Origin of the sequence: Chitinophaga sp. YIM B06452 (genome assembly GCF_039655965.1) — a bacterium.
In the GTDB taxonomy this organism is placed as follows: domain Bacteria; phylum Bacteroidota; class Bacteroidia; order Chitinophagales; family Chitinophagaceae; genus Chitinophaga.
This window is the reverse complement of the sequence record NZ_JAWLKY010000007.1, coordinates 14,657-28,961: the sequence shown is the minus strand read 5'-3', so window position 1 is coordinate 28,961 and position 14,305 is coordinate 14,657. Positions and strand designations below refer to the sequence as shown.

The following is a 14,305-nucleotide window of genomic DNA, read 5'->3' as shown; positions in this document are numbered from 1 at the left end:
CGCCGGATCAATGCGTAAACTAATTTAATCAATTTTAACCGAATAAAAAACCCGGCGCAACTGGTATCGCAACACATTTTACCGTTTCTTTGCTCCTGTTACCAACAAATCTAAACTTGATAAGAAAAGAACTGCGGATCATCCTGCTTTCCCTGGGAATCAGCCTGCTGTTGACGGTTGCCAAGTTTGTGGCTTACTTTTTCACGCATTCCGTAGCCATTCTTTCCGATGCGCTTGAATCCATCATCAACGTAGTGGCGGGCGGCTTTGCCTGTTACAGCATTTACCTGACCGGCAAACCGAAAGACGAGAACCATCCCTATGGCCACGGCAAGGTGGAATTCTTTTCCATCGGCTTCGAAGGCGCCATGATCTTTATCGCGGGCATTCTGATCCTTTTTAAGGCCGGCCAGTATTTCATTTTACAGCCGGCGCTGGAAAAGATAGACCAGGGCATCTGGCTCATTACCGGCACTTCAGTGGCCAACTTCCTGCTGGGGCTGTACCTGGTACGGAGCGGCCGGAAGCTCAATTCCATCACCCTCAACGGCAACGGCCAGCATATCCTTACAGACGCCTACAGCTCCGTGGCCCTCATCATCGCCTTGTTCATCATCCACTATACCGGCCTCCGCTGGCTGGACCCCGCCGTATCCGTAGCCATGGCCATCCTCATCCTCCGCAAAGGCTACCAGCTCATGCGGCAGTCTATCTCAGGGCTCATGGATGAAACGGATATGAAAGTGGTGGACCAGGTGATCGGCATCCTGAACCGGCACCGCCGCGAACATCCCAACTGGATAGACGTGCACAATATGCGCGTGCAGCAGTATGGCAACAATTATCATATAGATTGCCACGTAACCCTGCCGTATTACCTGGAGCTGACCCTTGTGCATGAGGAGGTCAAGGCCATGGAAGAGCTTGTAAATAAAGAACTGGAGGGTCATGAAGTGGAATTCTTCATCCATGTGGACCCCTGCATTCCCAGCAGCTGCCCCCATTGCACCCTGGAAGAATGCCCGGTACGCCAGCACCCTTTCAGCCACACCATCGAATGGACGCGGGAAAACGTGCTGCCCAACCGCAGGCATACCGCATGACGCCGTTTATAAGACAAACAAGTCTCCCTTAACCGTTACTCCCTTTCCCCGGTTATTTCATTTTTTCCTAGATTAGCAGATTATGCAAAGGATCCTGATCGTGGAAGATGAAGTAAAAGTGGCCAACGCCGTGAAAATGGGGCTGGAAGAAAATGGCTTCGAGGTAGACGTGGCCTACGACGGCCGCATCGGCAAAGGCCTGGCAGCCAGCCAGGACTACGACCTGGTGATACTCGACCTTAACCTGCCCCACCACAACGGCTACGAGATCTGCGAAGTGATCCGCCGCCGCAACAACAAAGTGCCCGTTATCATGCTCACCGCCCTCGGCGGCATGGACGACAAAATGCAGGCCTTTGAACTGGGGGCGGACGATTACCTGGTGAAACCCTTCGATTTCCGGGAACTGCTGGCCCGCATCCGCGTATTCCTCAAGCGCGCCGGGGCCGACGTTTCCGCCGCGCAACGCTACAAGCTCATGATCGCGGACCTGGAGATAGACCGGGAGCGGAAAGAAGTGAGCCGCGCCGGGAAAAAGATACCCCTTACCGCCAAGGAATTCCAGCTACTGGAGCTGCTCGCCCTGCACAAAGGAAAAGTGATCTCCAAGCTCACCATCGCGGAAAAGGTCTGGAATATCGATTTTGATACAGGCACCAACGTGATAGAGGTATATATGAACTTCCTCCGCAAAAAAATAGACAAGGACTTTGAACTGAAGCTGCTCCATACCAAAACAGGGATGGGGTATTATATTTCGGAAGACCAATAGCGCCCGGTTTGAATATCAAGTACAAAATAGCCGTCTATTATACGCTGTCTGCCGCAGTGCTGCTGATCGCATTCGCCGTGCTGGCCTACTACTTTTCTTCGGAAAGCAGGCGCGCAGAGTACCAGGACCGGCTGGAATACCGCGCCCGCTCCATTGGCAGCGTGATCATCGAGAACGATCATGTGCAGATCAACCTGCTGCGCAAGCTTGATAAGACCACTTTCCAGGACCTTTACCGCGAAACCATCCTCGTATACAACGAGCGCTACGACCTGCTCTACACCAATATGCGCGACACCGCGGTGCGCACGCCCAAGCACCTGCTGGATTACATCAAAGAGCATAAGTATTACATACACAACGACAGCAACGGCGAAACGGCCGGTATTTATTATACGGAAGACAATGTATCCGTACTCGTGATCGTGTCTTCCTTCGACAAATACGGTTTCCAGAACCTGCAGAACCTCAGCCGCATCCTCGTGATAGAACTGCTCGTGGCCGTGGTGCTGCTGGTGGGAGTGGGGTACTTCTTCGCGAAAAAGATGGTGCAGCCGATAGACAGCCTCGTGCAGCAGGTAGATTCCATCAATGCCAACAACCTGCAGGACGTAAAGGTGGACGTAAAAGGCAAGGACGAAATAGCCCAGCTGGGCGCCAACTTCAATACCATGCTGCAGCGGCTCAGCCATAGTTTCGACCTGCAGAAGAGCTTCGTGAGCAATGCCTCCCACGAGCTGAGAACCCCGCTGGCGGCCATTATCAGCCAGCTGCAGGTGGCGCTTGCCAAAGACCGGACGGGAGCGGAATATGCAGTGGTGCTGCATTCCGTACTGGAAGACGCGCAAAGTTTATCCGACCTGTCTAACGGTTTGCTGCAGCTCGCGCAATCGGAGCTGAACCGGCAGGAATTTGTATTCACGCCCGTGCGGGTAGACGAATTGCTTTGGGAAACCAGCGAGCAGGTACGCGAAAAAAGAAAACCTAACGGGAAAGTGGAGATACAGTTCCTGCGCGAGCCCGAGCTGGAAACCTATCTCACCAGCAACGGCAACGAAACGCTGCTGAAAGTGCTTTTCCTCAACCTGCTGGACAATGCCTGCAAATTCTCCGCAGACCAGTCTGCCTGGGTTACGATCGACTTCAACGACAAGTATATCATCGTGCATGTAAAAGACCAGGGGATGGGCATACCGGCGGATGAGCAGGGCCGCGTGTTTGAGCCTTTCTTTCGCGGCAGCAACGGTCAAACAGTGAGAGGGCACGGGCTGGGGCTGTCTATCTGCAAAAAGATCGTGGAGCTGCATGAAGGGCGGCTGAGTTTGTTTTCCATACCTGGCGAAGGTTCTACCTTTACTGTGCAGTTGCTGCACGTGTAGGGCGACAAACCCCGTCATTACGAGGAACAGCATAGCCAAAACGGGCGCGCGGCCACGCACTTGCGCTCTGCTTCCCGCAATGATGACACCTCTTATTTTAATCCTTTTTTAAGCCGCCTTAAAGCCCCCTTTAATTCCCGGTTTGGAGCTTTGTATTCAAATGAAACAGCTCCGGCTCATATTATTCGTTCTTCTATCAACAAAAGCACTGGCACAGGATGCACAGCCGCTTACGCTCCCGGAAGCGGAAAAACAATTCCTGCAAAACAACCTGCTGCTGCTGGCGCAGCGCTACCATGTGGATGCGGATGAAGCGCTGGTAGAGCAGGCCCGTAAATGGAACAATCCCTCTTTTTCGACCACCCTGGGCTTCGGCACCCTCAACAAGGTGCAGCCCTTCAATATAGGCAGCGGCGGACAGTTTGAAGGCAATATAGACCAGCTGATCTTACTGGCAGGCAAAAGGAACAAACAGGTACAACTGGCACAATGGAATGCAGCCTCGTCCGCCGCCGCCTTTAATGAACTGATGCGCACCCTGCGCCTGCAGCTGCGCAGCAGCTACTACCAATTATACTTCCTGAAAGAAACCGAAAAAACACTCCGCGAACAGCTGGGCAATCTCCAGAAAATATTAGACGCATACCGCGAAGCAGACAGCAAAGGCAGTGTGGCGCATGCTGACGTGATCCGCCTGCAGGCCCTGCAGGTAGGCATTTCAAATGATTATACCGATCTGCGGCAGCAGGAGCTCGCTGCTTCGCTGAACCTGCAAACCTTGTTGGGAAGTCCGCTCCCGGTTACACCAGTGGTGGGTGGTGATGTGCTGCAGCAATATACAATAGGGTCATACACGCTGCAGTCGCTCACCGACACCGCCCTGGCTAACCGGCCGGACCTTGCACTGGCGGGCAACCAGCTGCAAATGGCCCGTGTGAACTACAAGCTGCAAAAAGCCCTGGCAGTACCAGACCTGCACCTGGGCGCTACTTACGACAAAAACGGCAGCTACGCCGCTAATTTCGTCGGGCTCACCCTGGGCATAGACCTCCCGCTCTGGAACCGCAACAAAGGCAATATCAAAGCGGCCGCCGGCGAAATGAAAGCACAGGACGCACTTTTTCAACAGCAACGCCTCAACGTAAGCGCAGAAGTGGCTAACGCCCTGGAAAAGATCCGGTTCCTGGAAAATGGCTCCGGCTGGCCCGATCTCAAATCCTTCAACACCGAATACGAACAGCTGATCGCCGAAGTAGCCGCCAACTTCCGCAAGGGCAATATTTCCCTGCTCCAGTTCATCGACTACTTCAACAGCTACAGCGATCACGTAAAACATACCAATAAGTTCCTGAACGACCGCGTGCTGGCCTACGAGGAGCTGAATTACACCACCGGCACGCAATTATTCAACACCGTGAATTAACCGTTTTGACAATGAGAACATTTGCACTTCCCCTTGCGCTTATCGCTGCGCTCGCCACCTGGTCGGGCTGCAAACATACGCAGGCGGAAGCCGCGGAAGCCGCCACCTTCGTGCTCAGCGATACCATGCTGGCCTCAATAAAAATAGATACCACCGTGATCAAACCCGTCGAAAACGAGCTGCGCCTCTCCGGCAAAGTAACGCCGGACATGAGCAAGGTGCTCAAGCTCTACCCGCTGGTGAGCGGCTACGTGAAAGACATCAAAGTGCAGCTCGGCGATTACGTAAAAAAAGGGCAGGTGCTGGCGGTGATCCAGAGCGGCGAAATAGCCGATTACGACAAGCAGCTGGCACAGGCGCGTACAGACCTCGCCGTGGCGGAAAAAGGGCTGAAAGTAGCGCAGGACCTCTACAAAAGCCAGCTCTCCACCGAAAAGGACGTCGTGAATGCCGAAGGCGAAGTGAACAAAGCCCAGGCTGAGATCGCCCGGCTCAATGAGCTGCTGCTGATCTACCGCAAAGGCAGCGGTTCCACTTCCATCGTAACGGCGCCTATCAGCGGTTACGTGATAGAAAAGAACATCAACAACGGCATGGAGCTGCGGGCAGACAACAGCCAGCATATGTTCACCATCTCCGAGCTGGACGATGTGTGGATCATGGCCAACGTGTTCGAGACAGACATCGCCCGCGTGAAAGAAGGATATCCTGCGGATATTTCCACCATCAGCTACCCGGATAAGGTTTTCCATGGACGGATAGACAAAGTCTACAACGTGCTGGACCCGGAAACGAAAACCATGCAGGTGCGCATCCGGCTGGACAATGAAGGCATGCTGCTGAAGCCCGAGATGTTTGCCTCCGTATTGCTGCGGTATAGCGAAGGCACTGAAATGCCCGCCATTCCCAGCTCTGCCGTCATTTTCGACAAAGGGAAAAATTTCGTGATGGTGTTCCGGGACAAATTCAATGTAGACACACGGGAAATAAAAGTAGCCAAGGCCCTGAACGAAACATCGTACATCAGCCGCGGGCTGCAGCCCGGCGAAAAGATCATTTCCCGCAACCAGTTATTGATATACGACGCGCTGAACGACTAACAGGATATGAACCGATTCATCAGAAATATTGTAGGCTTTTCGCTCAGGAACAAATTCTTCGTGTTCTTCATGCTGGCAGTGCTGAGCATCGGCGGGGTAGTGGCTTTCCTGCATACGCCCATCGAAGCATTCCCCGACGTGACCAACACGCAGATCGTGATCGTGACCGAATGGAACGGGCGCAGCGCGGAAGAAGTGGAACGGTTCGTGACCACGCCCATCGAAATATCCATGAACGGGGTGCAGCGTAAGACCAGCGTGCGGTCCATTTCTATGTTCGGGCTTTCCGTGATCAAGATCATATTCGAGGACGATGTGGATGATTTCTTCGCGCGGCAGCAGGTGAGCAATATGTTGCGCAACGTGAGCCTGCCGGAATCCGTGGAGCCTGAAGTGCAGCCGCCTTACGGGCCTACAGGCGAAGTGTTCCGCTACTGGCTTAAAAGCGATCATCGCGACAGCCGGGGGCTGCTCACTTATCAGAACTGGGTGATAGACCGCCAGCTGCGCAGCGTGCCCGGCGTGGCCGATGTGGTGGCCTTCGGCGGGCAGGAAAAAATATACGAGATCACGGCGGATCCTGTACGCCTCGCGAAATACAACATCACGCCGCTGGAGCTTTACGAGGCCGCCAGCAAGAGCAACATCAACGTGGGCGGCGATGTGATCGAAAAGAACGGGCAGGCGTATGTTGTGCGGGGCATCGGGCTGCTGGATAACATCAAAGATATTGAGAACATCATCGTAGAGAACATAGACGGCACGCCCATACTCGTCAAGAACGTAGCCGAAGTGCGGGAAACCTCCGCGCCAAGGGTAGGGCAGGCGGGGCTTGACGGCAACGATGATATCGTGGAAGGAATCGTAGTGATGCGCAAAGGAGAGAACCCGCATGAAGTGCTGGGGCGCATCAAAGACAAAGTAGCCGAACTGAACGGGAAAGTGCTGCCGTCGGACATTAAAATGGTCACCTTTTACGACCGCGACGTGCTGATGAGTTATTGCACCAAAACAGTCATGCATAACCTGCTGGAAGGGATCATCTTCGTGACCGTGATCGTATTCCTTTTCATGGCAGACTGGAGAACCACGGTGATCGTGGGCATCATCATACCGCTGTCGCTGTTATTTGCCTTCATTTGCCTGAAGCTGAAGGGGATGAGCGCCAACCTGCTGTCTATGGGCGCCATCGACTTCGGGATCATAATAGACGGCGCGGTGGTGATGGTGGAGGGCATCTTCGTAATGCTGGACCATAAGGCCAAACATTTCGGGATGGAACGCTTTAACCGGCTCGCCAAGATGGGCTGGATCAAAAAGACGGGCGGCGAGCTGGGTAAAGCGGTATTTTTCTCCAAACTCATCATCATTATTTCATTGCTGCCCATCTTCTCTTTCCAGAAAGTGGAAGGCAAAATGTTCTCACCGCTGGCCTGGACGCTGGGTTTCGCCCTGCTGGGCGCCCTGCTGTTCACGCTCACGCTGGTGCCGGTCCTTACATCCATCCTGCTTAAAAAGAACGTACGCGAAAAGCACAACCCCGTGGTGAATTTCTTTCACCGCATCGTGATGAAAGGTTTCAACTGGACGTATGCCAGGAAGAGGCTCAGCCTGCTCATCGCCATTTTATTCATGGGAGTTAGTTTCGCCTCCGCCCGGTTTCTCGGCTCAGAATTCCTGCCCCAGCTCAATGAGGGGGCATTATGGGTGGAGGCGAAGCTGCCCATGAGCATGAGCCTCAACGAAACCGTGAAATTCGTGCACAAGTTCCGGCAGGAGCTGGCCAGCTTCCCCGAAGTGAACGGCGTGCTGTCGCAAACCGGCCGCTCCAACGACGGCACCGATCCTTCCGGTTTTTATTATGTGCAATGCCAGGTGAACCTGAAGCCGAAAGAAGAATGGAAACGGAAGATCACCATGGACCAGCTCGTCGAAGAAATGGACAAACGGCTGAAACAATACCAGGGCGTAGGTTACAACTATTCCCAACCGATCATCGACAACGTGGCCGAAGCCGTGGCCGGCATCAACGCCAGCAATGCGGTGAAGATCTATGGGGACGACCTGGAGGAGCTGGACAAGCTCGCCAACCAGGTGATAGCCCGTATCGAAGGCGTGCCCGGCATTAAAGATGTCGGCATCCTGCGCAACGTAGGCCAGCCAGAAATGAGCGTGCACCTTGAAGAACAGAAAATGGCGCTGTACGGCGTAAAGACCGCTGACGCACAGGCCGTCATCGAAATGGCTATCGGCGGAAAGACCGCCACGCAGCTCTATGAAGGCGAACGCAAGTTCGACGTGCGCATCCGCTACGATCAGCAATCGCGCAAAGATGAAGAAGACCTCCGCAACCTGATGGTGCCCGCCATGAATGGCAACCGCATCCCGCTGAAGGAGATCGCCACCATCCAGACCGTTACGGGGCCGGCATTCATTTACCGCGATAATACCAAACGTTTCATCGGCGTAAAATTCTCCGTCCGCGACCGCGACCTGGGCAGCACCATTGCCGAAGCGCAGGAAAAAGTGAACAATGGCGTGAAGCTTCCTAAGGGCTACTCCATCGGCTGGACGGGCGAATTCGAGAACCAGGTGCGCGCCACGCAGCGGCTGGGGCAGGTAGTGCCGGTGAGCCTGGTGGCTATTTTCATCATCCTGTTCATCATGATGGGCAGCGTAAAAGACGCGGGGCTGATCTTGCTGAACGTGCCCTTCGCGCTGATCGGCGGCATACTGGCGCTGCATGTAACAGGTATCAACTTCGGCATTTCAGCGGGAGTGGGCTTCATTGCCCTGTTCGGGATATGCATCCAGAATGGCGTGATCCTCATCTCGGTATTTCACAAAAACCTTCAATTAAAAATGCCGCTGAACGACGCGATAAGAATGGGAGTGGAGGAACGCATCAGGCCGGTGGTGATGACCGCGCTGATGGCCGCCATCGGTCTGATACCGGCAGCCGTCAGCACCGGCATCGGTTCCGAAACACAAAAGCCGCTGGCAGTAGTAGTGATAGGAGGGCTGGTAACCGCTACGGTGCTCACGCTGCTCATTTTCCCGCTGATATTTTACAGCGCATACAGGAATACATCGAAGAAGCTAATACTTACCATTAACAATTAAAACAAGTAAAAATGAAAAAGATCATGTTTCTGATGGCCGCCGCAATGATCACCTTTGGTGGCATCACCGCAGCAAATGCACAGGTAAAACCCGTTGCAAAAACAGAACAAAAAGCTGAGAAAAAAGAACATAAGGCAGAAAAGAAAGCCGAGCATCATCACGCTAAAAAACACGAAGCGAAAAAGGAAACGCCGGCTAAGCAATAGACAGGTTACAGGTTTTAGTTCGCATAAATAGGTTGATAGAATGGTCATGAAACAGCTCGTTTCATGCATTAATCCTCTCCGCCCTGCCGTAAACGAGAAAACGCAGGGCGGATTTTTTTCATCATGCTCAATGAGACAGCGCAAGTTCCTGCGTCCAGTGGTTGCGCACCCGCGCGATGCCGGTTTCTTTCAGCGCCGGGTCCATCATCGCCATGCAGTGCGTTTTGCTGCCCATCCATCCGTCTACGACAGACTTCTCATTGAGTATCCCCAAAGCAATATTTTCGGCATAGGCTTTCCAGTTGTATCCCATCCTGCGGATGCGGTCGCCGCCGCTGCTGCCGTTGAGGCCGGTATGGCTCATGTAAACGCTGTCGTTCATTTCCTTGCTGTGCAGCCAGGCCGCCTTTTCCAGCTTGATATTCCAGGCCAGCGGCGGTGCGGGAGGCATCCATGTACCGCCACAGTTGCAGCCTTTTGCGCGGTATGCATTCACGAGTGAAAGCATGTTCGCGCTGTCTACCCGGGGAGTCATAGTGAAGGCGCTGTCTTTATACGCGAGAGACAACTTGGCGCCGTCTTTGGCGGGAACGTATTCTTCAAGCGGTTCTTTAGAGCAGGCGCAAAGGAGGGCCAGGCATGCTGCTGCGCATGCAAGTGTCAGATTTTTCATAACAATACTTTTTAGCTCCGCCCGGAGGCGATGTGAATAATGGGCTGCTATGGGGCATGAGGAAAACAGCCGGCCCGCAGACTGCGGCCGTGAAGATTCCGACATGCTATGCCACTGGCAGCAATGATGGAATGTAAATCGGGAGAGAAGACCGGGGAATAAAGTTTGTCGGTGTAACAGCGGTCGCCCAAAAGGGCTGGTCATCTAATGCAGTAAAGCTATTCTTCAATCTGACACAAAAATACACCCCTGCGGACCCCGTTTCAATGACCGCAGTCAACGTTTTGCATGATCGTCAGGAGCAGGCCGGGATGACCGGCGTTATATTATTCTTCTCCTGCCTCTTCTCCATCGCTATGCCCGATGATCTCGCGAAGCGGTTTCACGGCCTGGTAAATGCCGCGGTTGTAGCGGTTTCCGAGGATGATGACGGTCGCGGAATCTTTTATAAAGCGGTAGAAAACAGTGTTGTTGCCATGCCACCAGCCGTTGTGGTAGATGATCTTCCGGGTACTGTCAGGATAAACGAGCAGGCGCCAGCCGAGGCCATAGTTGCGGATGCCGGGCTTTTCATTGCTATAGGGAGTAAATGCTTCTTTGAGTGTTTCGGGCTTGAAGAGCTTGCCGGAATACAGCGCCTGGTCCCATTTGAGCATATCCTGGGCGGTGGAATAAATGCCTTTATCGCCTACGGAGCCGTCAAAACTATTGTCCGGCTCGGGCCGCCAGCTGGAAAGGTGGCTGATGGTCTGGTGCGGGCGGGGCGTTTTTGAAGGGTCCGCCACGAAAGTGTTGTTCATTTCAAGCGGGGTGAAGAAGGTCTGCTGGAGGTAATCCGCATACTTCTGACCGCTCACTTTTTCGATGATGGCGCCGAGGATAAGGTAATTGGTATTGCAATAATTAAAATGCCTGTCCGGCGGGTACTGCGCTTTAGGCTTATGCACCGTCATCAGGCTGATCACTTCTTCATTGGTCAGGAAGTGCGATTTGTCTTTGATGAGGCTGTCGCAGAAATAAAGGTAATTGGGCAGGCCGCTGCGGTGGTTCAGCAGCATGCGTATCGTAATGCCGGGATACGGGAAATCAGGGTAATAATGCTGGATGGAATCTTCCAGCCCCAGTTTCCCTTTTTCCAGCAGGCTCAAAACAGCCATGCCGGTAAAGGTCTTGGACACGGAGGCCAGCTGGAACATCGAACTGTCTGTTACCGGGGTTTTGTTGGCATGGTTTTCCAGCCCCTGGTAATGTTCATATAAGATCACGCCCTTTTTGGCCACCAGCACAGCGCCGCTGAAAGAGGAGGCTGAAAGGCGGGTGCGCACGAGCTCAGCCACTTCACGGCTGATGCGTTTGTTGCGCGGATCGTTGAGGACGGCTTTTTCTTCTTCGGCTGACAGCCCGACGGTATAGACAGAAGTTGATTTTGCAGAAGCGTTTTTTTCTTTGTTCCGGTGAGCTGAGCTGCTGTTGCACGCGGAATAAAAAAGTGTACTGGCAGATATGGCCAGTAATACAATTGCCTTCGAACGGTTCATTTAGTGCTTGCTGATAAGTATATTTAAAATCAGATTGTTAGCAATTTTCATGCCCTTTATACGGCTGAAGGGTGGAAATTATTTAAAAAAGACCAACGAAGACCCTTCTTTTTTCACCAATCTCTAATTTGCCGGGGGTCTTATTTGATTTCTGATCAAACTAGGCTAGGTTTGCGGTGAATTTAATGACAAAACCCCTGCTATAATTGTCAGGTTATTGTCATTGAACCGAAATATACCAGCACCATGAGCCAAAGAAAATTAACGAGTTATCCGAAAGAGAAGATCAACATCCTTTTATTGGAGAACATTAGTGATGCCGCGGTGGCGGAGTTCAAAGAAGCGGGGTATGTGAACACCCGTAAAATTACAGGCGCCCTCAGTGAGGCGGACCTGATCAGGGAAGTGAAAGATGTTCATTTACTGGGCATCCGGTCCAAAACCCAGGTAACCTCGGCTGTACTGGCCGCAGCCAACAAGCTCCAGGGGATCGGCTGCTTCTGTATCGGCACTAACCAGGTGGACCTTAAAAGCGCCACTGAGCATGGGGTAGCCGTATTCAACGCCCCTTATTCCAACACCCGTTCGGTTGCCGAGCTGGTGATCGGCCTGTCGATCATGCTGATCCGCCGTATTCCTGATAAGAACACGGCAGCCCACCAGGGAACCTGGATGAAAGAAGCTACCGGTAGTTACGAGCTGCGCGGTAAGACCATCGGCATCGTGGGTTATGGCAACATCGGCAGCCAGGTGAGCGTGCTGGCGGAAGCACTGGGCATGAACGTGCTGTATTATGATGTGGAAACAAAACTTCCCATGGGTAATGCCGTTCAGATCAGGACTTTGAAAGACCTTTTCAAACAATCAGATATCATTTCCCTGCACGTGCCTTCCAACAAGAGCACTATGGATATGATCAATAAAGACACGCTGAAACATGTGAAAAAAGGCGCTATTTTCCTGAACTATGCACGCGGGGAAGTAGTGGTACTGGAAGATCTGAAGGAAGCGCTTGAAAAAGGCCAGCTGTCCGGCGCGGCGATAGACGTGTTCCCGGTGGAACCCGAAAAGAACGGCGCTGCTTTCACCACGCCGCTGCAAAAACTGCCCAACGTGATCCTGACCCCGCACATCGGCGGCAGCACGGAAGAGGCCCAGCACAACATCGGGCTGGATGTAAGCAGCAAAATGCTGAATTACCTGGAAAAAGGCGCTTCATTCGGTTCACATACCGTTCCTGCGCTGAGCGTGCCGGCTATTGAGAATACCCACCGCATCCTGCACATCCACCGCAACGTGCCGGGGGTATTGTCTGAGATCAACAGCGCTTTATCCGGCAAGAACATCAACATCCTGGGCCAGTACTTAAAAACCAACGACCAGATCGGTTACGTGGTGCTGGATGTGGATTCCAAGCTTTCAGCGGAAGCTTTTGCGCTGTTGAAAGAAGTGAACCATACTATCAAGACGAGAATGTTGTATTGATATTTTCAACAATATAAAAAGCCTCTCCGGATCATGGAGAGGCTTTTTTAATGCTATATTATCCACGGACCAGGTCCGGATCAAGTCCACGTCAACCCCGCCGTTCTTCAGACTCCATGCGGCATTCCTTTCTTTGCTGATCGATGGTAATAGCGCCTAATATGCTATCAGCCTGCATTATTTTGTTATCCCGCTAAATCTGCTGAGCTTTGCCCTTCAAACGACCGATCGAAATATGACCAAATTGCTGAAACTGGAAGAAGCAGCCATGTTTGTGCTGGCCATGCTGATGTTTGAACAACAGTGCACCATTTCCTGGTGGTGGTTCTGGGGCTGCCTGCTGCTGCCGGATCTCAGCATGCTGGGTTACCTGGCCAACGCACGTGCGGGAGCTTATGTTTACAATTTTTTCCATCATAAAGGAGTGGCTTTACTGATCTACTTCGCAGGCACCTGGTTCCAGGTGGAGCCGCTCACTTTTGCAGGTATCATATTGTTCGCCCATTCTTCCATGGACCGTGTTTTCGGCTACGGCCTCAAACTGGTGACCGGCTTCCAGGATACCCACCTGGGGCGCATAGGGAAAAATAAATAACCGGGATTACGGCACTACCGTGATCGTATCGCGGTACCAGATGTCATTATACCGGAAGAATTTCAAATAATGAGTGCCGGCAGTTGCAAAAGTATGCATCAGGCTCTTGGTTTCATACCTTATCTCTTTCGTGCAGTTGGGGTGTTCCGGCCTGAGGCACCATACTCTTACCATTAATGTATCCGCTTCTTTCCAGGTTTCAAAGGAATCAAACGAGCTGCAGCTGACTGGCAGGGCAAATCTTACATCTATCTTGAAAGGTTTGCCAGCCTGGGCGGGCTCTGCTGATTGTGTGAAAGCAACATTGCCTGTATCCTTTACCATCGTGATGGGATCAGGATCATCGCTGCAGGAAACAGCCAACAGCGATACAGCAGTCATAAGCATAAGCATGTACAGTTTCATAATAATTGATATTTGGTTGAAAAAAAATCTCCCTAGTTGACTACTACGGTATCCCGGTGTACGCTGCCTTCAGGCTCTCCCTGGCCGGGACCCACCCATTTGATGTAATAAGTGCCGGGCTTTGTATATTCTTTGGTGAAGGTCGTAGTGAGCGCGGGAAGGTTATCCGTGCAGAAAGCGTTTGCCGGATAACGGGCCACCACTTTCATTACCAGCGTATCTTTCTGCCACGAGGACGAAAAGGAATCGAACGCACCGCAGCCATTGAAAACGATAAATGTCACCTTCATTTTAATCGTGTAGGGGTGGCCGCCGTCCAGCCGTTCGGTGTTCACCACCGGGCTGAAATCCTTGGTGAACTTACCGCCATCTTTATTTTTTTTGCAGGACGAGGACGCCAGCAGCACAGCCGCGGCTATGAGGTACATTTTCATACTGTCCGTTTCGGGTTAAAACGGGGTGGTATAATAAAAAGTTACAATCTGCCCAAAAAACAGAGGCCG

13 protein-coding genes are annotated in these 14,305 nt (G+C 52.5%); 9 read left to right on the top strand and 4 right to left on the bottom strand.

Annotated elements, in window-relative coordinates:
* The first annotated feature begins 116 nt into the window (after positions 1-116).
* The 7 genes from R3I13_RS24310 to R3I13_RS24280 all read left to right on the top strand — a co-directional run bounded on the left by R3I13_RS24310 (position 117) and on the right by R3I13_RS24280 (position 9,106).
* Entirely contained in the window at positions 117-1,103 is a 987-nt protein-coding gene (locus R3I13_RS24310; protein WP_346320589.1) for a cation diffusion facilitator family transporter, read from the top strand.
* Between the two features lie 82 nt (positions 1,104-1,185).
* On the top strand, positions 1,186-1,875 hold the full coding sequence (locus tag R3I13_RS24305) for a response regulator transcription factor (protein ID WP_346320588.1): 690 nt from the start codon (positions 1,186-1,188) through the stop codon (positions 1,873-1,875).
* An 8-nt stretch (positions 1,876-1,883) separates the two neighbouring features.
* A complete protein-coding gene (locus tag R3I13_RS24300; protein WP_346320587.1) occupies positions 1,884-3,254 on the top strand; it encodes a HAMP domain-containing sensor histidine kinase in 1,371 nt (456 codons plus the stop codon).
* Positions 3,255-3,414: 160 nt separating this feature from the next.
* Positions 3,415-4,677 (top strand): TolC family protein, encoded by a 1,263-nt coding sequence (locus tag R3I13_RS24295; protein ID WP_346320586.1) that lies wholly within the window; start codon positions 3,415-3,417, stop codon positions 4,675-4,677.
* Between the two features lie 11 nt (positions 4,678-4,688).
* Positions 4,689-5,777, top strand: coding sequence for an efflux RND transporter periplasmic adaptor subunit (locus R3I13_RS24290; protein ID WP_346320585.1), 1,089 nt, complete (start codon positions 4,689-4,691; stop codon positions 5,775-5,777).
* 6 nt (positions 5,778-5,783) lie between these two features.
* Positions 5,784-8,900 carry a CusA/CzcA family heavy metal efflux RND transporter gene (locus R3I13_RS24285; protein ID WP_346320584.1) on the top strand — a complete coding sequence of 1,039 codons (3,117 nt, stop codon included), beginning with the start codon at positions 5,784-5,786 and terminating at the stop codon, positions 8,898-8,900.
* An 11-nt stretch (positions 8,901-8,911) separates the two neighbouring features.
* Positions 8,912-9,106: a hypothetical protein gene (locus R3I13_RS24280; RefSeq protein WP_346320583.1), complete on the top strand. Its 195-nt coding sequence runs from the start codon at positions 8,912-8,914 to the stop codon at positions 9,104-9,106.
* Positions 9,107-9,233: 127 nt separating this feature from the next.
* Here R3I13_RS24280 and R3I13_RS24275 read toward each other — a convergent pair whose 3' ends face one another.
* Complete coding sequence (locus tag R3I13_RS24275) at positions 9,234-9,779, bottom strand: CAP domain-containing protein (protein WP_346320582.1); 546 nt, start codon at positions 9,777-9,779, stop codon at positions 9,234-9,236.
* A gap of 326 nt (positions 9,780-10,105) precedes the next feature.
* Entirely contained in the window at positions 10,106-11,317 is a 1,212-nt protein-coding gene (locus R3I13_RS24270; RefSeq protein WP_346320581.1) for a serine hydrolase domain-containing protein, read from the bottom strand.
* Between the two features lie 246 nt (positions 11,318-11,563).
* On the opposite strand from R3I13_RS24270, the gene serA reads away from it, so the two are divergent.
* A complete protein-coding gene (gene serA / locus R3I13_RS24265; RefSeq protein ID WP_346320580.1) occupies positions 11,564-12,802 on the top strand; it encodes a phosphoglycerate dehydrogenase in 1,239 nt (412 codons plus the stop codon).
* Positions 12,803-13,037: 235 nt separating this feature from the next.
* Complete coding sequence (locus R3I13_RS24260; RefSeq protein ID WP_346320579.1) at positions 13,038-13,397, top strand: DUF4260 domain-containing protein; 360 nt, start codon at positions 13,038-13,040, stop codon at positions 13,395-13,397.
* Between the two features lie 6 nt (positions 13,398-13,403).
* Here R3I13_RS24260 and R3I13_RS24255 read toward each other — a convergent pair whose 3' ends face one another.
* Together R3I13_RS24255 and R3I13_RS24250 are read right to left on the bottom strand one after the other, a co-directional pair.
* Positions 13,404-13,784 carry a hypothetical protein gene (locus R3I13_RS24255; RefSeq protein WP_346320578.1) on the bottom strand — a complete coding sequence of 127 codons (381 nt, stop codon included), beginning with the start codon at positions 13,782-13,784 and terminating at the stop codon, positions 13,404-13,406.
* A gap of 50 nt (positions 13,785-13,834) precedes the next feature.
* Positions 13,835-14,236 carry a hypothetical protein gene (locus R3I13_RS24250; protein WP_346320577.1) on the bottom strand — a complete coding sequence of 134 codons (402 nt, stop codon included), beginning with the start codon at positions 14,234-14,236 and terminating at the stop codon, positions 13,835-13,837.
* Positions 14,237-14,305 lie beyond the last annotated feature (69 nt).